Origin of the sequence: Oricola nitratireducens (genome assembly GCF_014904745.1) — a bacterium.
Taxonomy (GTDB): Bacteria; Pseudomonadota; Alphaproteobacteria; order Rhizobiales; family Rhizobiaceae; genus Oricola; species Oricola nitratireducens.
In genome coordinates this window covers 75,290-96,401 of record NZ_JACZCS010000052.1, presented here as the reverse complement: position 1 = coordinate 96,401, position 21,112 = coordinate 75,290, and the positions used below count along the sequence as shown (strand labels likewise).

Below are 21,112 nucleotides of genomic sequence, written 5' to 3'. Positions count from 1 at the left end.
GCTATTTTCCGCAATAACCGCCGCTACTGTTTACGCACGGGCGCAAGCAGATCCATCGGCAGTTCGTTCACCTGCCGCGACGGCAGACGGGCATAGGTCTCGGTCGGCGCGGTCGCGGGAACGTTGAACTCGTTACGCGCATAGGCTTCGGCCTGCTTCGGCGGAGCGATGTTCAGCGTGGAAAGAAGCTGTCCCGTCGATGCGAGGAGGCGATATTCGGCAAAGAGCGAGGCGTATTCCGCGGTTGCCGCAAGAACACCCACGTTGTAGCGCGTGTTCTGTGCGTCCAGCACGTCGAGAAGAGACCGCTGACCGACCCGGAATTGTTCGCGGTAGGAACTGACCAGGCGCGCGTTTTCCGCGGCCTGCCGACGCAGCGTCACAGCGAGGCTGGACTGGCGCTGACGGCGGTCCCAGGATGTGCGAACGGCTTCCTCGATTTCGCGGTAGATCTGATGCAGGACGAGGCGCTGCTCGCTCGCGCGCCGGATCTGTTCCTGTTCGTTGGCGCGATCGATGCCGCCACGGTAGAGGTTCCACTTGGCGACGACACGCGCCTGGAAATCCGTGGTGTAGCCGTCGGCGCCGTCGATATCCTGACCGCCCCGTGCCCGGCCTTCCAGGAAAATTTCCGGAGAATACTTGGAACGGGCGCCGTCGACGACCGCGTCGGCAGCGTCGATATCCGCATTGGCCATGTGGATGCGCGGATTGTTCTTGCGGGCAAGCCCGATCGCCTGATCGAGCGACCGCGGCAACCGCGAAGCCACAGATCCCGGGCTTTTCGCGCCGTCGAGCGGCTTGCCGACGAGGGTAAGGAACCTGATTTTTGCCGCGGCGAGTTCCTCTTCGGATTCCTTCATCCGCGCTTCCGCTGAAAGAACCCGCTCGCGGACCTGCTGCCGGTCAGCTTCGGTCAGCGTTCCGGCGGCGACACCTGTCGAAATGTCGGACTGAACCGAGCGATGGAACCGCAGGTTGGCCGCGCTCTCGGAGACAATCCGTGCCTGCACCAGATATTCAAGATACTCGCGCACGACCTGCAGGCCGATATATTCGCTGCGCTCGAGAATGCGGAAGGACGCGCCGTCCACCCGCGAAGCCTGGCGCTCGAGCTCGGCCCGGCGTCCGCCGCCATCGAAAAGCTTCTGTGTCGCGACCGTCGAAATCTCCGACGGGTACAGCGGATCGTTGTCAATGCTACCCAGACGCCGCGACGGATTGTCCAGCCGGCGAACACCCGACGAGGCCTCGAGGTCGATACTAGGAAGATAGAGCCCCCGCGCCTGGCGCAATTCGAATTCGATCGCCTCGCGATTTTCAATCGCCTGTCCGATTTCGGGATTTGATTCGACCGCTACGGCGACCGCCTCTTGCATCGATATTGCGTGTGCTGGGCTCGAAAATACCGTACCCAATAGAAAAAACGCCAACGACCGAACACGCTTACCACGCGACGACGCAAAAAAAGTCGTTACAAACACTTCCACCCCCAACTGCTCGGCGACAAATATCAAAATCCGACACGGCCGTTTCCAACCCAAAAGCCAAGGGCTTCTAACATCTTACCTATTGGCTCCACAACGAAGAAACTCTCGTTGAGTTAACAGCCCGTGAGTTGTCGCAATATTGCAACAGCCATCATGTTGATAGCCGCGAAAGCTGTTTTCATGCATAAGTTACCGTGTTTTTAACGGACAATGACTAGGTCGCCCGGCTTGGCGACGTCGTAAAGTTGGACGACGTCGTCATTGGCCATTCGAATGCAGCCTGACGAAACCGCCTGCCCGATCGTCCACGGCTGGTTGGTTCCGTGAATGCGGTAAAGAGTGGAACCGAGATAAAGCGCGCGGGCGCCGAGCGGATTGTCGGGCCCGCCTTCCATGCGCGCCGGAAGGATACGCCCCTCCGCCGCCTCGCGCAGGCGCATCTCCTCGGGCGGTGTCCATTTGGGCCATTCCGCCTTGCGCGATATCCGTTCCTTGCCCTTCCAGGCAAATCCCTCGCGGCCGACCCCGATCGCGTATCGCATCGCCTTGTTGCCGCCGATCAGTCGGTAAAGACGACGCTGCCCGGTATCGATAATAATCGTGCCGACGGGATAGGATGCCGGAAAGTCCACCACCTCCCGGGCGATCGGCGATGCATCCGAGCGGCCGTAGCGCGCTTTGACGCCGCCATTCGTCACCGGTTTGCGGACCCACTTGTTCCGGGCGGGATCGAATACGAGTTCCGTGCCGGCGGCGACTTGGGCACCGGCCGCGTTTCCGTACCCGTCTGCGACCAAGCAAGCGAAAATTATCGCCAGCGACATCAGCGCCCGCGACAGGAGCTGCAACGCCTTTATGGATGGTGACTGTACAATCGTCATTCGCTTCTTACTCGTTTGAATTTCAATCCGTCGAAGAGCAACGTGCCGTTATCGGGAGCGGACATTCTCCGCAAACGCATATCGTCACATGAAAGGACCGGCCAATCGCGTTGCGCGCATTCCAGCGACCGGCAGAAGCCTGTAACGCAGCTTGCCGCTGGTCAGGCGCAAACGGCAACCGCACACCATGTCCAACCTCTTGTCACCTTGTTTAACGGATAATCCTGAAATTGAAAAAGCGCCGTGCTGCGATGTGGTGAACCCCAAACGGCTTATCCGCGAGAAATGTGGGGCCGGCCGCCACCGCAATGCTGCGCACGCGGCTTTTACCGGGTTTATGCCGGCGATGTCGCCTTGGCCCAGTCCAGGATTTCCCCGAGCGACGGTTCGATGGGCCGCCCCATGCCGGCCGCAAAATCCTGAAAGGACCGCATGTTCAGGGCATTCACCGCAGTAAGAACCGGAATGTCCTCGCTCAGCGCGCGGCCGATCAAGGGGCGAAACCCGCGTCCCTCGATCTCCTGTTTTCCGAACTTGTTTATGATCAGGAGCCGGGGCCGTACGCCGTCTGCGCCATTCAAAACCCCTTCGACCAGACCCGCCGCCTGTTCGAGACCGACGGGGTCCAGCCGGCAACCTTGCGCCATTGCGCCGAGGTTCTGGCTGATCCGGATTGCGCGGTCCGTTGCCAGCACATGCAGAACCATATCGCATGGTCCGCCCGAGGCGTCTTCGAAGTTTTCCTGGACGACGCCGGCCAGCGGCCAACCCTGTTCCGAAAGTACGCGTGCAGCCTCCGTCAACAGCCGGTCCACTGCCCCGCGTTCGTCGCTTGTCACGTATCCCAGCATGCGGCCCGGCCGTCTCCGCCCTTGAATTTACCCCGCACCGACTACAAGATGCCTTGCCAGAAGAAAAGCGCATCATGATCCCCGCCCCGCCATTCTACCCAGTCCGGCCGTTCGACGCGACGCGCTCGCCTCGTTCGCGATCCCGCGCAGATCTTGGCATCATGCTTCGATTGGAGGCCGACGATTACTGATATTCCCGGCGTGATTTTGGCCGGCGGCCGTGCCACGCGCATGGGCGGCGGCGACAAGGGCCTACTCGAACTCGGCGGGCGGCGGCTGATCGATTACGTGATCGCGCGGCTTTCTCCTCAATGCACCCCTCTCGCGCTCAACGCCAACGGCGATCCGGCGCGCTTCGCCGATCTCGGCCTTCCTGTGCTGACAGACAGTATCGGCGGCCATCAGGGGCCGCTGGCGGGCATTCTTGCCGCTCTCGACTGGGCGGCCACGCTCGGCGCCGAGGCGGTCGTGACCGTGGCTTCCGACACACCATTCTTTCCCCTCGATTTGGCGGACAAGTTGCAGGCAGCCGCGGGTCCGGCCGGGCTTGCGCTTGCGGCGTCCCCGGACGAGGCGGGCCGATTGCGGCGCCATCCGACGTTCGGGCTGTGGCCGGTTGCCCTGCGCAAGGATCTGCGCAGAGACCTGGCCGGCGGCCTGCGCAAGGTGATGCTCTGGGCCGAGCGGCACAATGCCGAAACAGCGCCTTTCGCTTCGGAGCCTTTCGACCCCTTCTTCAACATCAATGCGCCGGAGGATATTGTTGTGGCGGAGGAGTTCCTGTGTCGCAGATGAGGATTTACGGCGTCACCGGATGGAAGAACTCCGGCAAGACCGGCCTGATGGAACGACTGGTATACGAGATTTGCGGGCGTGGCCTGCGCGTCTCCACGATCAAGCACGCCCATCACGCGACCGATATCGATCAGCCGGGCCGCGACAGCTACCGTCACCGCGAGGCCGGCGCGCGCGAGGTGATCGTCGCCTCGCCCGCCCGCTGGGCGTTGATGCATGAGCTGCGAGGCGATCCCGAGCCACCGCTCGAAGACCTTGTCGCGCGCCTGACGCCGGTCGATCTGGTGCTCGTCGAAGGCTACAAACGCGCCCCGCACCCGAAGATCGAGGCACATCGCGTCGAGACGGGCCAGCCTCTGCTGGCGGGCGATAACCCGACGGTCCGGGCCGTCGCGTCCAACGGCGCCCCCGAAGGCCTGTCCATTCCCGTATTGCATCTCGATGACACGGCCGCGATCACCGATTTCATCCTGCGCGAAATCGGTTTGTGACTTCCGGCCGCTAGGTCCGTCCCATCGTGAAAAACTCTTCGTTCGGACGCATGTTGGTGAAATTCGCGATCCGGTTCGACATCCCGAAGAAGGCCGCGATGGCGGCGATATCCCACGCATCCTCCTGATCGAAGCCGTGGTCCGCCAGGACCGCGAAATCCTCGTCTCCGATGGCATAGGCCTCGAAAGACACCTTCATGGCGAAATCCAGCATCGCCCTCTGGCGGTGGGTGATGTCCGCCTTGCGGTAGTTGATCGCCACCTGGTCGGCGACCAGCGGGTTCTTGGCCCTGATGCGCAGGATCGCCCCATGCGCGACGACGCAGTATTGGCACTGGTTGGCATTGCTGGTCGCGACCACGATCATCTCGCGCTCGGCCTTAGTAAGATTGCCCGGCTTCTCCATCAGGGCATCATGATAGGCCATGAAGGCCCGGAACTCGTCCGGCCGATGCGCGAGCCCGAGAAAGACGTTCGGAATGAACCCCGCCTTTTCCTGAACCGCGACCATACGCTCGCGAATATCGTCGGGAACGTCCTGCAGGTCCGGAACCGGAAAACGGCTGATCGGCGGCTTCGTCGTGGTGCTCATTGGGCATTTCCTCGTCAATTTTCGCGGCATCATAGAGAAACGGATCGATTACGGAAGCACCCTTGCCGGCACCAGCGTGCCTTGTCGTCCATGGCTGAACTGGCGTATCGAAGAACCATGAAAAGCGCAGGACCAAACGAACTGCCCGAAATCTTTCGCCACGCGCGCCTCAAGGGCGGCAAGGCAGTCGCCCATTCGCCCGAAGGTTCGATGGAGTGGCTCGTCTCAGGCCTGAACCTGCTCGAACAGGGCATCACCATTTTCGACGCCAAGCTGCGGCTGGTTCACGCCAATCGCACCTTCCTGCGTCTCTACGACCTCCCCGACGCCTTTGCCGCGCCCGGCACAACCTTCGAGGCGATCAATCGTTTTCTCGCCGAAAAAGGCGATTTCGGCCCCGGCGATGTCGAAGAACTTGTGCGCGAGCGGGTCAAGCGCGCGCAGGCTTTCGAGGATCACTATTTGGAACGCGTCCGCCCGAACGGCATGGTCATCGCGGTGGAGGGCCATGCCCTGGCAGATGGCGGCTGGGTAGCCGTCTATACCGACATCACGTCCAAGAAGAAGTCGGAAGTACTCCTGCGCGAACGCGCGGACCAGCTGTCGCACAGCCTGCTCGAACGATCCGAGCAACTGGAAGCGACCAACCGCGAACTCAACGCCGCCAACCGGGCGCTGGAAGAAGTCAGCCGCAGGCTGACAGAGTCAGAGAACCGCCTGCGCATGATCACCCATTCGGTGCCGGCGCATATCGCCTATATCGACCGTGAGCGCGTCTACCTCTTTTCCAACAACAAGCTCGCCGACATGCTGGGGTTCGACGACATCCACCTTCAGGGCAGACGGGTCGACGAGGTGTTCGAACCCGACGTAGTCGAGGTGCTGTTGCCGGCGATCGAAGGCGCGCTCGCAGGCAGGCCCTGTTCCGTCGATTTCCATCCCGTGGACGCGAGCGGCACGCGCCATCATATCAGGACGTCGCTCGTGCCCGACACGGGCACCCATGGCGAGGTTGTCGGCGCCTATATCCTCTCGCTCGACGTGACCGAGGAAAAGCGGGCCATGGACCTCATCGTCCATTCGAAACGAATGGAGGCGGCCATCGCGCTCACGTCCGGCGTGGTGCATGATTTCTCCAATATCATGACCATCATCATGGGAAACTTGAACCGGCTCTCGGACCCGGCGATGGTCGGCGAGGAACGTCAGCGCATCTTGCAGGCGACGCGACGCGCTGTCGAACGCGGCGGGCGCGTCACGGATCAGCTCATGAGCTTCTCGCGCAACGAGGACCTGATGCCGACATTGTGCAATGTGAACCGCATTGCCGAAGATCTCGTACACCTCTTTTCGGCGTCGCTTGATCCGTGCGTCTCGATCGCCGTCACCGATAGCGGCAAAACGCTCTCGGTGCTGATGGACGAACGGGCATTCCAGGACGCGCTACTCAATCTCCTCCTGAACGCGCGCGACGCGATCGGCCAGACGGGCTCGATCGCCGTCGAGATCGCGGAAGCAACGTCGGATAAAGGAAGGAGCGCGACGGTCACGGTGCGTGACGACGGTTGCGGCTTTTCCGAAGGCACGATCGAAAAGGCGTGTGACGCCTTCTTCTCCACCAAACAGGCCGGCCGCGGCCGCGGCCTCGGGCTTTCCATGGTCCGCCGCTTTCTGCGCCGTTCCGGCGGCGGCCTCGGGATCGTCAGCGAACCCGGCAAGGGAGCGGCAATAACCATGGAGTTGCCGCTTGCGGCGGGCATCGCGCCCGACCAGTTCCCCGAACGGGCAACCCGTAGACGCAGCACGCGCCCCGGCGGCATGGCGATCGTCCTCGACGACGAGACGGAAATCCGCGAGCTGGTGCGCGGTTATCTGCTCAAATCGGGATTCCAGGTCATCGAGGCCTCGACCGGCGACGAGGCGCTGGAATTGCTCGCCAACCTGCCGAAGGTGGCGCTGCTTGTCAGTGACATCATGATGTCGGGACCGATGACCGGGATCGACGTCGGCCGGAAGGCAAAGGAAATCCGGCCCGAGACGCCCTGCCTGCTGATCAGCGGACTGGCAAGCACCCATCCGGCCCTGGACGAAGCGGAAAGCGAGTTTCACCTGCTCAAGAAACCTTTCGGCGAGGAAGCTTTCGTCGCCGCCGTCGACGACCTCTTTGCCGATGAGCCGGCCGTGGCGATAACCGCATGACCGAAACCTCTCCTTATATCGCCATCGTCGAAGACGACCGCGATATCGCCGAAATCCTCGCGGTGGCGCTTGGCCGAGCGGGCTACGAAACCGAAAGTTTCGACAGCGGCTCTTCCTTCATCCGGTCGCTGGCGCGGCGCGAACCGCATCTGTGCCTGATCGACCTGTCCCTCCCCGACCGCGACGGGCTGTCGATCGTCGCCGAACTGCGCAGCCGGCCTCACATCGCCTCGATCATCGTCAGCGGACGCCAGGAACTCGACACCAAGCTGGTCGGTCTCGAACTCGGCGCGGACGATTACATCGTCAAGCCGTTCGAGGACAAGGAGATCGTCGCGCGGGTGCGCTCTGTCCTGCGCCGGCTCAATGGCGTGTCCAGCCAGGAAACGAAACGCCGGGTCGCAAGTTTTGCCGGCTGGACTGCGGATTTCGGCGTCTTCGAACTCGTTTCGCCGTCGGGCGAACGAAGCAGCCTGTCCGGCGGCGAAGCGAGCGTGCTGCGGATATTCCTGGAATCCGCCAACCGCCTGTTGACCCGTGCCGACCTGATGGACCGGCTCGGCATCGACGCCGATACCAATTTCGACCGGTCCATCGACGTGCGGATTTCGCGGTTGCGCGCGAAGTTGGAAGAAGACCCTCGCAATCCCCGGTTTATCAAGACGGTCTATGGCGCCGGATACCTGATGGCCGCCCAGGTCGAATGGACCTGACGCAGTATTCGTTGCGCAGCGCAGCATTTCTGAAACAATTCGTAACAATCCGGAAAAACTCCCGCAATTATCCGGTGCTAGCTAAAGTCGCAGTTGAACAAGGCCATGCTTTGGACTTGACTGCTACCGGCTAGCGGATGCGCGTTGAGGAGCGCGATCCATTCGCCAGCCGGTTCCCGGACACAGGAGGATAGTGTCCGGGGCAAGGGAGGATATAAGTTACATGCCGTCTTCGGACCGGACGGGGGCGCACGCCCCTGAGACCTTTCCGCAATATCTGCTGCTCAATGCGGAACGCTTCACAACGCGGACTGCCATGCGGCACAAGGACCATGGCATCTGGAAAAGCTGGACCTGGGCCGATCTGGCCAATGAGATTCGCGCTTTCTCTATGGGGCTCAAGGCGATCGGCCTAAAGGCTGGCGACAAGGTCGCCATCGTCGGCCAGAACCGGCCGCGCCTCTACTGGTCGTTCGCCGCCGTTCAGGCGCTCGGAGGCATTCCCATCCCCGTTTACGCGGATTCGGTCGCCGAAGAGATGGTCTATGTGCTTAACCATGCCGGCGTCCGTTTCGCGGTGTGCCAGGACCAGGAGCAGGTCGACAAGGTCCTGTCGATGACCGACGACCTGAAGGACCTGCACAAGGTCGTCTATGACGAGCCGCGCGGGATGCGCGACTACGATCACACGAACCTGCATTCGATCGACGCGATCCAGAATGCGGGGCGCGAACTGCTCGCCGCCGAGGGTGACGCCGAATGGAACAGAAACGTCGTGGCCGGCAAGGGCGACGATATCGCGGTCATGCTCTACACCTCGGGAACGACCGGCAAGCCCAAGGGCGTGATGCTGTCCTACGACAACCTCGTCATCTCGGCGCGCAATGGCAACTCCTTCGATCACCTGACCGAAAACGACACCATTCTCGCTTATCTGCCGCTTGCCTGGGTCGGCGACCACGTATTCACCTATGCGCAGGCATATGTCGCCGGTTATTGCGTCTGCTGTCCCGAAAGCCCGGAAACGGTCAACAGCGACCGCCGCGAGATCGCGCCGTCCTATTTCTTCGCGCCGCCGCGCGTCTTCGAGACGATGCTGACCGCGGTAATCGTGCGCATGGAAGACGCGAGCCCTCTCAAGAAGCGCATGTTCGACTATTTCATGGAGCATGCACGCCGCGTCGGCGAACCGATCCTCAACGGCGAGAAGGTCGCGCTCTGGGACCGGACGAAATACTGGATCGGCGAATTGCTGGTCTACGGCCCGCTGAAAAACCGCATGGGCTTCTCGCGCATGCGCGTCGGCTATACCGCTGGCGAGGCCATCGGCCCCGAAATCTTCCGCTTCTACCGTTCGCTCGGCCTCAACCTGAAACAGCTTTACGGCCAGACCGAAGCCTCGGTCTATATCAGCGCCCAGCCCGACGGCGAGATCCGCGCCGATACGGTCGGACGCCCCTCGCCCGGCGTCGAAATCCGCATCGAAGAGAGCGGCGAGGTCATGTACCGCTCGCCGGGCGTCTTCGTCGGCTACTACCTCAACGACGAGGCGACGCGATCGACCAAGACCAACGACAACTGGGTCCATACCGGTGACGCCGGTTTCTTCGACCATGAGGGTCATCTCAGGATCATCGACCGCGCCAAGGACGTCGGCAAACTGAACGACGGCAGCCTGTTCGCGCCGAAATATATCGAGAACAAGCTCAAGTTCTTCCCCAACGTCAAGGAGGCGGTGGCCTTCGGCGACGGACGCGACTTCTGCGCCGTGTTCCTGAATATCGACCTGACCGCACTCGGCAGCTGGGCGGAGCGAAACAACATTTCCTACGCGTCATACCAGGAACTGGCGCAGCATCCGCGCGTTTACGCGATGATGGAGGAGCATGTCGCGCAGGTGAATCGTGATCTTGCCAACGAGGAAATGGTCGCCGGTTCGCAGATCGCCCGCTTCCTCGTCCTGCACAAGGAGCTCGACGCCGACGACGGCGAACTGACCCGCACCCAGAAGGTCCGCCGGTCCTTCATCGCCGAGCGTTACGCGCCGCTGATCGAGGCGCTCTATGACGGTTCGAAGGAAAAATACGTGGAGACCGAAGTCACCTTCGAGGACGGCCGCAAGGGCAAGATTACGGCCACCGTGGAAATCCGCGACATGGAACTCATACCGGTGAATTCCGCGCATAAGGAGGCCGCCGAATGAATGTGCATATTCGCGAAGACATGTCGCGGCACACGCTGCGCGCCGACGATGGAATCGCAACGGGCGGCGACCTGCTCAAAGTCGATAACATCTCGCTGTCCTTCGGTGGCGTGAAGGCGATCAGCGACATCTCGTTCGATGTCAGGAAGGGTGAAATCCGGGCGATCATCGGGCCGAACGGCGCCGGCAAGACCTCGATGCTGAACGTGATCAACGGTTTCTACCACCCGCAAGAAGGCGTCATCACGTTTCGCGGCAAGACCCGCAGCCGCATGCGTCCCCACGAGGCTGCGCGCCAGGGTATCGCGCGCACCTTCCAGAACATCGCGCTGTTCAAGGGCATGTCGACCCTCGACAACATCATGACCGGCCGTATCACGCTGCAGAAACGCAACATGTTCTGGCACGGCCTGTGGGCCGGTCCCGCCGAACGCGAGGAGATCGAGCATCGCGAAGCGGTCGAAGGGATCATCGATTTCCTCGAGATCGAGCACATTCGCAAGACACCGGTCGGCAGCCTGCCCTACGGCCTGCAGAAACGCGTCGAGCTCGGCCGCGCGCTTGCCGCGGAACCGGCGCTGCTGCTGCTCGATGAGCCGATGGCAGGTATGAACCTCGAGGAAAAGGAGGACATGAGCCGCTTCATCCTCGACGTGAACCAGCAATTCGGCACGACCATCGCTCTGATCGAGCACGACATGGGCGTCGTCATGGACCTGTCCGACCGGGTCGTGGTGCTCGATTACGGCCGCAAGATCGGCGACGGCCCGCCCGACGAGGTCCGTAACAACCAGGACGTCATCGATGCCTATCTGGGGGTGCCGCATGAATAGGAAGCAAGCGCCTGCCCTTTCATTGACCGACGGGAGCAAGACGCCGTGAGCCCGGATTTCCTCAATTTCATAGAGACCTTCCTCAACGGCCTGATGGCCGGCGTGATGTACTCGCTTGTGGCGCTCGGTTTTGTGCTGATTTTCAAGGCATCCGGCATCTTCAACTTCGCGCAAGGGGTGATGGCGCTTTTCGCCGCGCTCACGCTCGTCGGCTTCCAGACCGGACAGGTTCCGTTCGCCCATCTCATAAGAGCGATCTTTGGTGTCGAGATACTGCACTGGGGCGCCGGCATGCCGACCATCCTGGCGTTAATCCTCACCATGGGCGTCATGGTAGCGCTGGCGTTCCTGATCGAGAGGCTGGTGCTCAAGCATCTCGTGAACCAGGCGCCGATCATCCTGTTCATGGCGACGATCGGCCTTGCCTGGTTCCTGGAGGGCCTCGGCGACCTGATGTGGGGCGCCGACATCAAGCCGATGGATGTCGGCCTGCCGTCGGGCGGTTCGTTCTGGTGGGAAGACCTCACCGCGACATGGGCGGCGCAAGGCAGCGATTATTACGGGATGTATATCGACACGCTCGACGTGTCGGCGGCGATCATCGCGGTGGCGCTGGTCGTGGCGCTGTCCCTGTTCTCGCAATACACCGCCACCGGCCGCGCCCTGCGCGCTGTGGCCGATGACCACCAGGCCGCCCTCTCGGTCGGCATTTCGCTGCGCCGAATCTGGGTCATCGTCTGGTCGCTGGCCGGCTTCGTCGCGCTGGTGGCGGGCATCCTGTGGGGCGCCAAGTCGGGCGTGCAGTTCTCGCTCTCCCTGATCGCGCTGAAAGCCCTGCCCGTGCTGATCCTCGGCGGCTTCACCTCCATCCCTGGCGCCATTGTCGGCGGCCTCATCATCGGCGTCGGCGAGAAACTCGCAGAAGCCTACATCGGCCCGCTGGTCGGCGGCGCGATCGAAAACTGGTTCGCCTACATGCTGGCGCTCGCCTTCCTGCTGTTCCGCCCGCAGGGTCTTTACGGCGAAAAGATCATCGAGAGGATTTGACGTCCATGCTTTACCGCGAGGCCGGTGATTTCAAGACGACGTACCGGGAAGACAATCAGACCTTTCCGATCAAGTCGGAACGCATCCTGTTCTGGGCAGCAATGGCGTTCGCCTTCCTCGTCGTGCCCTTCTTCATTGATTCCTATTGGGAAAAGTCCGTTCTGGTGCCCTTGCTGGTGTGGGCGCTGGTGGCACTCGGCCTCAACATCCTGACAGGGTATTGCGGCCAGGTTTCGCTCGGCACGGGCGGTTTCATGGCGGTGGGCGCATTCGCCTGCTACAAGCTGATGACCGCCTTCCCGGATCTCAACATTTTCTTCGTCGTACTGCTGTCGGGCTGCGTGACCGCGCTGGTCGGCATGATCTTCGGTCTGCCGTCGCTGCGCATCAAGGGTTTCTATCTCGCCGTCGCGACGCTTGCCGCGCAATTCTTCCTGATCTGGGTCTTCAACAAGTTCGCATGGTTCTACAACTATTCCGCGTCGGGCCAGATCACCGCGCCCGAACGCGCCGTGTTCGGCATCGCCGTCACCGGTCCGAATGCCGCGCCCTGGGCGACCTATCTGTTCTGTCTGACAATCCTGTTCATCTTCGCCTGGTTTGCGCGCAACCTGACGCGCGGGCGCGTCGGCCGGTCCTGGATGGCGATCCGCGACATGGACATCGCCGCCGAGATCATCGGCGTCGAACCGTTGAAAACAAAACTGTCGGCCTTCGCGGTCTCGTCCTTCTATATCGGCGTCGCGGGCGCGCTGTTCTTTTCGGTCTATCTCGGCGCGGCGGAAGTCACCGAAGCGTTCGGGATCGACAAGTCCTTCCTGGCGCTGTTCATGGTCATCATCGGCGGCCTGGGCTCGATCCTCGGCTCGTTTCTCGGTGCCGCTTTTCTGGTGCTGCTGCCGGTCCTGCTCAAGAACCTGTTCGTCGGATCGCTTGGTTGGCCGACCGATGTCGCCGCCCACATCCAGATCATGCTGATCGGCGGATTGATCGTGTTTTTCCTGATCGTTGAACCGCACGGGCTCGCGCAGCTCTGGCGGCTGGCGAAGGAGAAATTGCGCCTGTGGCCTTTCCCCTACTGACGGGCAGGCAACAACGCGCAAACCCTTTTTCGAAAGGGAGGAGCCCGGATCCCCGGGAAATATGTCGACTAATCGGAGGAGGAACGACATGAAACTGACGAAAATTGCAATGGCCGCAGCCGTCGCTGCCGTCGTGAGCGCCGGGCCGGCCATGGCCGATCTGGTGTTCCCGTCGCTCAGCTACCGTACCGGTCCCTATGCGCCGAACGGCATCCCGTTCGCCGACGGTTATGCCGACTACCTGACGCTGATCAACGAGCGCGACGGCGGCATCGGCGGCGTAAAGATCGACAATCCGGAATGCGAAACCGGCTACAACACGGAAAAAGGCGTCGAGTGCTACGAGTCTACCAAGAACATCGGCACCGGCGCGCTGATCTACCAGCCGTTGTCGACCGGCATCACCTACCAGCTGATCCCGAAGGTGACCGCCGACGGCATTCCGCTGCACTCCATGGCCTATGGCCGTACCTCGGCAATGAACGGCAAGATCTTCAAGTGGGTGTTCAACTATCCGGCCAACTACTGGGATGGCGCGACCATCGCGGTGAAACATGCGGCCGACATGGAAGGCGGCAGCCTCGACGGCAAGTCGATCGCGCTCGTCTATCACAACTCCGCCTACGGCAAGGAACCGATCCGCACACTTGAGGAGATGTCGAAGGAAATGGGCTTCAAGCTGACGCTCATCCCGGTCGACCATCCTGGCCAGGAGCAGAAGTCGCAGTGGCTGCAGATCCGCCGCGAGCGACCCGACTACGTCTTCATGTGGGGCTGGGGCGTCATGAACTCCGTCGCCATCCAGGAAGCCGCCAATATCCGCTACCCGATGGATCATTTCATCGGTATCTGGTGGTCGGGCTCCGAGCAGGACGTGCTGCCGGCCGGTGACGGCGCAGACGGCTACAAGTCGCTGAACTTTACCGGCGTCGGCACCGAATACCCTGTCTTCGCTGACATCAAGAAGTATGTCGTCGATGCCGGCAAGGCCGCCGGTGACGGCACCAACCTCGGCACGGTTCAGTACAACCGCGGCATGTACGCGGCGATGCTGGCCGTTGAGGCTGCAAAGAAAGCGCAGGAACTGTCGGGCCACAACGACATCACCGCCGCGGAAATGCGTGACGGCATGGAGGCGCTCGACGTGACCAACGCCACGCTGGAAGCGCTCGGCATGCCGAAATTCGGTCCGGAAGTCCACGTCACCTGCGAAAACCATGGCGGTTCTGGTGCGGCGCTCGTCCAGCAGTGGGACGCAAAAGCCAAGAAGTGGAATGCGATCACCGACTTCATCCCGTCCAACCGCGACCTCGTCACCAAGCTGGCGATGGAAGACTCCGAGGCCTTCGCCAAGGAAAACAACATCACCCCGCGCGAGTGCAAGTAATCCGCGCGTGACGAAACCCGGCCCGGCGGTTCGCCGCCGGGCCTCTCCAACAAGGCTCAACAGCAAGGCCGGAATACCGACATGCTTCAGAAGGTCGACGACACCGCACCGCTTCTCACGGTCAACAATATCGAGGTGATCTACAATCACGTGATCCTCGTGCTGAAGGGCGTGTCGCTCAGCGTGCCCCGGGGCGGCATTGTCGCGATCCTCGGCGCGAACGGCGCCGGCAAGACGACGACCCTTAAAGCGATCTCCAACCTGCTGCGCGCCGAACGCGGCGAGGTGACGAAAGGATCGATCACCTTCGAGGGCGACGAAATCCAGAATCTTTCGCCGTCGGAACTCGTGAAGCGGGGCTGCATCCAGGTAATGGAAGGCCGTCACTGCTTCGGCCACCTCACCATCGAGGAAAACCTGATGACCGGCGCCTTTACCCGGACGGACGGGCGCACCGCGATCAACCGCGACCTCGAGAAGGTCTACACCTATTTCCCGCGGCTAAAAGAGCGCCGCAAGAGCCAGGCGGGCTACACGTCGGGCGGCGAGCAGCAGATGTGCGCAATCGGACGCGCGCTGATGTCGCGGCCGACGACGATCCTGCTCGATGAACCCTCGATGGGGCTTGCACCGCAACTGGTCGAGGAGATCTTCGAGATCGTGCGCAATCTCAACGCCCAGGAGGGTGTCACTTTCCTGCTCGCCGAGCAGAACACCAATATCGCGCTGCGCTACGCCACCTATGGTTACATCCTGGAATCGGGCCGCGTGGTGATGGACGGCGATGCGAAGGAATTGCGCGAGAACGAGGATGTGAAGGAGTTCTATCTCGGCATCGCCGGCGAAGGCCGGAAGTCGTTCCGGGACGTCAAACACTACAAGCGCCGCAAGCGCTGGCTGGCATGACAACCAAGATATCTCAGCGACGGACAAGACGATGAGCGAGCATTTCGACGAACTGGAAACGCGCGATCCCGCCGCAAGGGAAAAGGCGTTGTTCGCGCGGCTACCGGATTTCCTTGCGCACGCCGTCGCCGAGGCCCCCGGATGGCGCAAGCGGCTTGCCGGCGTCGATCCGCGCGCCCTCACCTCGCGCACGGCGCTCGCCGACGTTCCGGTGCTGCGCAAACCCGAACTGATGGAGGCACAGGCTGCCGAGCCACCCTTCGGCGGCTTCGCCGATCCGGCAGGCCTCGACGGCAGCCGCGTCTTCATGTCGCCCGGCCCGGTATGGGAACCGCAGCCCCCCGGCATCGACCCTTGGCATGCGGCACGGGCGTTTCACGCGGCGGGCATCCGCAGAGGCGATCTCGTCCACAATTCGCTCGCCTATCACATGACGCCTGGCGGCTTCATCCTCGACGAAGGCGCCCGCGCGATGGGCGCCCGCGTGTTTCCGGCCGGCGTCGGCAATACCGAACAACAGGTCGAGGCTGCGGCTTTCCTGAAGCCCGATGCCTATGCCGGCACGCCTGACTTCCTGAAGGTGATGCTCGACAAGGCGGTCGAGACCGGCCACGACCTGTCGTCGATCAGAAAGGCGATCGTTTCGGGCGGCGCGCTGTTCCCGTCGATGCGCGCCGAATACGCCGAGCGCGGCGTCAACGTCATGCAGGCCTATGCGACCGCCGATCTCGGCGTCATCGCCTATGAAAGCGCCCATGACGGCGCCGCCCTGCCGGGCATGATCGTCAGCGAGAACATAATTGTCGAAATCGTGCGTCCGGGAACCGGCGATCCGGTGCCGGCGGGCGAGGTCGGTGAACTGGTCGTCACCTCCTTCAACACGGCCTATCCGCTGATCCGTTTCGGCACCGGCGATCTTTCCGCCGTGCTCGACGAACCGTCGCCCTGCGGGCGCACGAACATGCGCATCAAGGGATGGATGGGCCGCGCCGACCAGCGCACCAAGGTCAAGGGCATGTTCGTCGATCCCAAGCAGGTCGATGCCATCGTCAAGTCGGTGCCCGGTATCGCGCGCGCCCGCCTCGTCGTCGACCGCGCCGGCGACAGCGACGCGATGACGCTGATGATCGAGCCGTCGGATGGCGCGGCGCCGGACACGCAGGCGCTCAACGCCGCGCTGATCGCCCACACCAAGCTGAAGGGCGCCGTCGAGATTTCCTCCTCGCTGCCTAACGACGGCAAAGTGATCGACGACCGGCGGGATTATTCCAAATAACGGGTGCCGAAACCGGGCCAATCCCGGAGAACTGCGGCATGGCCACGGCGGTGTCCGCCGCTTGGCAGAAAATTACTGGGTCAACCGCGCGGTCGGCTGAACCGGATCCCCGGCCTGTATTACGCTGCTCCCTGTTTCCGCAAACGATACGCGGATGATGTCGCCGCGCTCCAGCTTCGCGAAGCTATCGACGGAACTGGATATGTAATCGGAGCCCTTGTGCCGGATTAGCGTGTAGATCGGGTTGCGCCCAAGCGCGTTTTGGGCCGCGTTCGCCGTAGTTTCGAATTGCGCGAGACGTTTCTTCGCGGATGCCAGCGCGATCTTGTTTTGCTCAAGCGCAACCTCGGCCTCGCGCAGTTTTTCCACGTTTTGCGTGTCGAGCAGGATCTTCGCTTCGGAGAAATCCCGATCGGCTGTTATGCGGTTTTGCCGGGCGCGGAAGAGAGCCGTCTGGAACTCAAGTGAATCGCGCCGCGCGGCGGTCAGCTGGCGCTTCAGCTCGGTCAGAGTGGAATTCGCCGCGAATCCCTTGTCAGCCAGGGTCTTGCGTGCATCCAGCTGATCTTCGAGCAGACGCACTTCCTCGTCATGCAATTCGATGCCCTTGCCGACCGAGACGATCTCCTGATCGTAGCCCTTTTTCTGCGCTTCATATGTACTTTGGCGCGCTTCCCAGGCGCGCTTGTGAACATCGAAAATCGATGCTTCGGCCGCCACGATGCTGTCAGCGCCCGGCAGAGACGCATCGGCGAATGGAGCGGGATCGAATTCCTTGCTGTTCAGTTCCGCCGTGAGCCGCGCTTTCTGTACGTCGAGAGAGAACCCGGTGAGTTCGAGCGACTTCGTCTCCTGCATCAGCGACAGCCGGGCGTTTTCCGACGCTTCCTGGCGCGATACGCCGCCCGCCCGAAGAACAAGATCGAAGACGGTCATGTCCGGCTCGTAGGCAAACGCCCCGGTCGAGACAGTCTCGCCCATCAGGTAAACCGGCGCAAACTCGGCGATCGTGACCGAGGACAGATTGACGGGAAGCTGGCCTTCGAGGCGTTTCTCCAGAATATCGCCGATCTCGATCGCATTTTTGCCCGAAACATCGATCGTTCCGAGCAGCGGATAGTAGATCGTACCGTCCTGCTCGACCGGGAATCGCCCCGACAGCGCGTTCGACACGTTCTCCTCCCCGAACACGGCGATCTGGAGCATGTCTCCCGGGCCAACCGGAGCCGTCCGGTTGCCGCCGGCATAGGCGGCAGACGCACAGGCCAGCAACGCGAGAACGCCGGATGCGATCGCGCTCGTGACAGCCAGCATTCGCCATGATGGATTTCGCAGGGCCATCCGCAAAAAATGGGACATGTCTCTCCCCCCTGATCGCGGCCATCGTGCCAGCCGTGTCCATGACCGGCAATCCGGGAAAAGGTCGAGCCGGCCGGATGAATGCACCGCTTTTGTGCGAGGCTTACGCCTTATGGCATATCGCAAGCGGGCCAACGGCATCCGGAAACGCCAGGCAATACCGATCGGAGAAGAACGGCGTCGCAGGTGAGGGCCACACGACGTCTACGCCTATTCGTCATTTTGCGATTGCAGCGAAAATCGTTCAATTTCCTTGGATTGCCGGTCGATGACGGAGCATGAGCTTTGCGCGGCATCGCCCGGAACGAACCAGTATGAAGGCAACGCGATGAATCTCTTCACGAATTTCAGGGTGCGAAACCGCCAGCGCGACCGCAACACCGACGAGGCGCGCTTCGGACGGCTTCTGGAATTGATCAGGGAACTCGCAGCCGAGGCCGAAAGCGAAATACAGGGACTGCAAACACGCTACGAACAGGCCGAAGCAGATGCCGCTTTCGCATGCCAGGCGGAGGAAAACGAAGGCCCAAGCGACAATTCCTCCACGCGGATCAACGATCTGACGGACACCATCATGCGCTACTCCGAGCGGAAGGATATCCTTGAAGCGCAGGCCGCCTGGTTCAGGCGACTGGAAAAGGAGGCTTCCGACGCCGCGGCGGGCATCGTACAACCCCTCTCGAAGGAAAAACGCCTGTCGGAGCACTGATGCCGGACAATCTGGACTGCGTTGTTATCGGCGCCGGCGTGACCGGTCTGGCAATCGCGCGAACGCTCGCCATGGCCGGGCGCGACGTCATCGTCCTTGAAGCCGGGTCAGCCATCGGCAGCGAAACATCGAGCCGGAACAGCGAAGTCATCCACGCCGGCCTCTATTACGCGCCGGGAAGCGCCAAGGCCCGTTTCTGCGAAGCCGGTCGTCGCCTTCTTTATGACTACTGCGCGAAACGGGCGGTGCCGCACCGCAGGATCGGCAAGCTGGTGGTTGCGACCAGCGAGCGCGAGCGCGGCGTCCTTGAGGAGATCGCCCGTCGTGCCGAAACAAACGGCGCGGACGACCTCGAAGTTCTTGAGGCCTCTTCCGTCCAGAAGCTGGAACCGGCTCTGGCGGCAACCGCGGCGCTTCTATCACCGAGCACCGGCATTCTGGATTCGCACAGCTACATGGTCTCGTTGCAGGCGGATGCCGAGGCGCATGGGGCGATGTTCGCGTTCCGCTCCCCCGTCGCCGGTGGCGAGATCGACGAAAAAGGCGTGACGCTGCACATTGGCGGCGCCGATCCGGTGACGGTTCATGCGCGCCAAGTCATCAACGCCGGCGGTCTCAACGCACACAAAATCGCGGCATCGATCAACGGCATGGATCCAGGCGCCCTGCCAGCCATCCGCTACGCGAAGGGAAACTATTTCGGACTGGCGGGCAAGGCGCCATTCTCGCGGCTGATCTATCCCGTTCCCGAACAGGGCGGTCTCGGCGTGCATCTGACCTACGATCTTGCCGGGCGCGCCCGCTTCGGCCCTGATGTCGAATGGGTGGACGAGATCGACTACACCGTCGACGAAACCCGCGCGGACCCGTTCTACGCCGCAGTCAGGCGTTACTGGCCGGATCTGCCGGACGGTTCGCTTTATCCCGACTATTCGGGCATTCGAACCAAAATCGTCGGTCTCGACCCGTCCGACTTCGTGATCGACACGTCGACGCCGGGATTGATCAATCTCTTCGGCATCGAGTCACCGGGGCTGACGTCGTCGCTGGCAATCGCGGAACACGTCGGAGCGCTGTGCCGGCAGATGGCCTGTGGAACGATCCCTAGGCTTCCTGCCGCCGTTGACTAAACCTGACATTCAGCGCACGGCGGACAGGTTCATCGAACACCTGCAGCGCGATAAAACCGGCGACGGGAACGGCTACAAACAAGAGAATGCTTTCGATCAGTGCATCGGGGCGCTTCATCACGACCTGGTAAATCCCGTTCACCCAGCAAAATACCGGATAATGAAGGATGTAGATCGGATAGGAAAGAGCGCCGAGCAACAACGCGGGGCGCGCGACGCGCGGATTTAGGGATATGCCCGCGCCTGCGAAAACAATCGTAGGCGACAGGGTCGCAACCCAGAGCAATTGCATGGGAAATGGCAATGTTACGGGAATGAAGAAAATGCCAACCGTTACCGCGCAGCTCGCCCAGAAAAGCGTATCGCGCCGCCATGTCCTTCCGACATGTCTATCGACGTAGAAGACACAGATCCCCAAATAAAACGAAAAGAGAACGCGAGGAAAGCCGGTCAGGAAGGTTTCCCCGATGTCTCCGGCCAGAATGCCGAACCAGACAAGGCCAGACAGCCCAAGGGCAGCAATTGCCAGAGCCGGCAGAAGGCGCCTGACACCTCCGGTCGCCACCCAGAAAAAGTTGACGACGAACTCCAGAAACAGCGTGTATTGGGGTCCGTTAAGCGGAAACACCTGAGGCCCGCCGATCGACTCCGATGCCCCGAGAAAAGGTATTCCAAGGAGTCCAAGGCTTGTCGCGATACCGAGTTCCGAGAAGGAGATCGAATCGAGCAGCACGACGCTACGCAGCATGACATAGATTGCGCTGATCAGCGTCGCGAGTACGACGAGGGGCATTAGGCGGTTAAGTCGAACAATCATGAAATGAATGGTTGTCATGCCGCTGTCGAAACGGCGCTGATAAGCCAATGTCAAAACGAAACCGCTGAGGCAGAAAAAGAAATCGACCGCCAGGTAACTGTTGGTCGCCAGTCCGGGCACGCCAAGCCAGCGACCGATATGAAACATCATGACCGATAGAGCTGCAATTCCCCTCAGACCGTCAAGCGCGGCATAATGATCGTCCCGTCGGATAGCCACCTCCTCAACCGCCGTTAAGCCGCAATCGCTCTATGAGCCCGCCGTATCGACAGAACAGGCACCAGTCCCGCCCTCGTCTCCGCTTGGCACACGCCCCGCAGCGGGCAACACGCCCTCGCCCGCCGTGGCCAC

19 protein-coding genes are annotated in these 21,112 nt (G+C 61.8%); 13 read left to right on the top strand and 6 right to left on the bottom strand.

The genetic code is table 11. The annotated features are described in order from the left end of the window. Positions 1 to 23: 23 nt before the first annotated feature. The 3 genes from IG169_RS23140 to IG169_RS23130 form a co-directional block, all read right to left on the bottom strand. Positions 24 to 1,379 carry a TolC family protein gene (locus IG169_RS23140; protein WP_193178635.1) on the bottom strand — a complete coding sequence of 452 codons (1,356 nt, stop codon included), beginning with the start codon at positions 1,377 to 1,379 and terminating at the stop codon, positions 24 to 26. A gap of 311 nt (positions 1,380 to 1,690) precedes the next feature. After that, on the bottom strand, positions 1,691 to 2,371 hold the full coding sequence (locus IG169_RS23135) for a L,D-transpeptidase (RefSeq protein ID WP_210326166.1): 681 nt from the start codon (positions 2,369 to 2,371) through the stop codon (positions 1,691 to 1,693). Between the two features lie 335 nt (positions 2,372 to 2,706). Continuing rightward, a complete protein-coding gene (locus IG169_RS23130) occupies positions 2,707 to 3,222 on the bottom strand; it encodes a DUF2478 domain-containing protein (RefSeq protein WP_193178634.1) in 516 nt (171 codons plus the stop codon). 201 nt (positions 3,223 to 3,423) lie between these two features. Between IG169_RS23130 and mobA the strand changes: the two genes are divergently transcribed. Both mobA and mobB read left to right on the top strand, forming a co-directional pair. After that, positions 3,424 to 4,017, top strand: a complete 594-nt coding sequence (mobA, locus tag IG169_RS23125) for a molybdenum cofactor guanylyltransferase MobA (protein WP_343225705.1) — start codon at positions 3,424 to 3,426, stop codon at positions 4,015 to 4,017. Continuing rightward, complete coding sequence (gene mobB, locus IG169_RS23120) at positions 4,005 to 4,508, top strand: molybdopterin-guanine dinucleotide biosynthesis protein B (protein ID WP_343225704.1); 504 nt, start codon at positions 4,005 to 4,007, stop codon at positions 4,506 to 4,508. The genes mobA and mobB overlap by 13 nt, the downstream gene beginning before the upstream one ends. Before the next feature lie 10 nt (positions 4,509 to 4,518). Here the strand turns inward: mobB and IG169_RS23115 are convergent, their stop codons facing one another. Next, a complete protein-coding gene (locus IG169_RS23115; RefSeq protein ID WP_193178633.1) occupies positions 4,519 to 5,100 on the bottom strand; it encodes a peroxidase-related enzyme in 582 nt (193 codons plus the stop codon). A 117-nt stretch (positions 5,101 to 5,217) separates the two neighbouring features. On the opposite strand from IG169_RS23115, the gene IG169_RS23110 reads away from it, so the two are divergent. The 9 genes from IG169_RS23110 to IG169_RS23070 all read left to right on the top strand — a co-directional run bounded on the left by IG169_RS23110 (position 5,218) and on the right by IG169_RS23070 (position 16,746). Beyond that, the gene (locus IG169_RS23110; RefSeq protein ID WP_193178632.1) at positions 5,218 to 7,299 is read left to right on the top strand and encodes a PAS-domain containing protein; all 2,082 of its coding nucleotides are present in this window, start codon (positions 5,218 to 5,220) and stop codon (positions 7,297 to 7,299) included. Next, positions 7,296 to 8,012, top strand: coding sequence for a response regulator transcription factor (locus IG169_RS23105; protein WP_193178631.1), 717 nt, complete (start codon positions 7,296 to 7,298; stop codon positions 8,010 to 8,012). Before IG169_RS23110 ends, IG169_RS23105 begins: the two co-directional genes overlap by 4 nt. 223 nt (positions 8,013 to 8,235) lie before the next feature. After that, the gene (locus IG169_RS23100) at positions 8,236 to 10,215 is read left to right on the top strand and encodes an AMP-binding protein (protein WP_193178630.1); all 1,980 of its coding nucleotides are present in this window, start codon (positions 8,236 to 8,238) and stop codon (positions 10,213 to 10,215) included. A gap of 20 nt (positions 10,216 to 10,235) precedes the next feature. Continuing rightward, positions 10,236 to 11,048: an ABC transporter ATP-binding protein gene (locus tag IG169_RS23095; protein ID WP_246717545.1), complete on the top strand. Its 813-nt coding sequence runs from the start codon at positions 10,236 to 10,238 to the stop codon at positions 11,046 to 11,048. Between the two features lie 45 nt (positions 11,049 to 11,093). Further along, entirely contained in the window at positions 11,094 to 12,095 is a 1,002-nt protein-coding gene (locus IG169_RS23090) for a branched-chain amino acid ABC transporter permease (protein WP_343225703.1), read from the top strand. 5 nt (positions 12,096 to 12,100) lie between these two features. Next, positions 12,101 to 13,177, top strand: a complete 1,077-nt coding sequence (locus IG169_RS23085; protein WP_193178628.1) for a branched-chain amino acid ABC transporter permease — start codon at positions 12,101 to 12,103, stop codon at positions 13,175 to 13,177. Positions 13,178 to 13,265: 88 nt separating this feature from the next. After that, a complete protein-coding gene (locus tag IG169_RS23080) occupies positions 13,266 to 14,564 on the top strand; it encodes an ABC transporter substrate-binding protein (RefSeq protein WP_193178627.1) in 1,299 nt (432 codons plus the stop codon). A gap of 81 nt (positions 14,565 to 14,645) precedes the next feature. Further along, on the top strand, positions 14,646 to 15,470 hold the full coding sequence (locus IG169_RS23075) for an ABC transporter ATP-binding protein (protein ID WP_193178626.1): 825 nt from the start codon (positions 14,646 to 14,648) through the stop codon (positions 15,468 to 15,470). Between the two features lie 31 nt (positions 15,471 to 15,501). After that, positions 15,502 to 16,746: a phenylacetate--CoA ligase family protein gene (locus IG169_RS23070; protein ID WP_193178625.1), complete on the top strand. Its 1,245-nt coding sequence runs from the start codon at positions 15,502 to 15,504 to the stop codon at positions 16,744 to 16,746. A gap of 72 nt (positions 16,747 to 16,818) precedes the next feature. Here IG169_RS23070 and IG169_RS23065 read toward each other — a convergent pair whose 3' ends face one another. Beyond that, positions 16,819 to 18,060, bottom strand: coding sequence for a polysaccharide biosynthesis/export family protein (locus IG169_RS23065; RefSeq protein WP_193178624.1), 1,242 nt, complete (start codon positions 18,058 to 18,060; stop codon positions 16,819 to 16,821). A 313-nt stretch (positions 18,061 to 18,373) separates the two neighbouring features. Here IG169_RS23065 and IG169_RS23060 point away from each other — a divergent pair, with 313 nt between their 5' ends. Next, positions 18,374 to 18,814 (top strand): hypothetical protein, encoded by a 441-nt coding sequence (locus IG169_RS23060; RefSeq protein ID WP_193178623.1) that lies wholly within the window; start codon positions 18,374 to 18,376, stop codon positions 18,812 to 18,814. Beyond that, positions 18,814 to 19,944, top strand: coding sequence for an NAD(P)/FAD-dependent oxidoreductase (locus IG169_RS23055; protein ID WP_193178622.1), 1,131 nt, complete (start codon positions 18,814 to 18,816; stop codon positions 19,942 to 19,944). The genes IG169_RS23060 and IG169_RS23055 overlap by 1 nt, the downstream gene beginning before the upstream one ends. Here IG169_RS23055 and IG169_RS23050 read toward each other — a convergent pair. Continuing rightward, a complete protein-coding gene (locus tag IG169_RS23050) occupies positions 19,919 to 20,980 on the bottom strand; it encodes an acyltransferase family protein (protein WP_193178621.1) in 1,062 nt (353 codons plus the stop codon). The two genes, IG169_RS23055 and IG169_RS23050, sit on opposite strands and share 26 nt — an antisense overlap. Between the last annotated feature and the right edge of the window lie 132 nt (positions 20,981 to 21,112).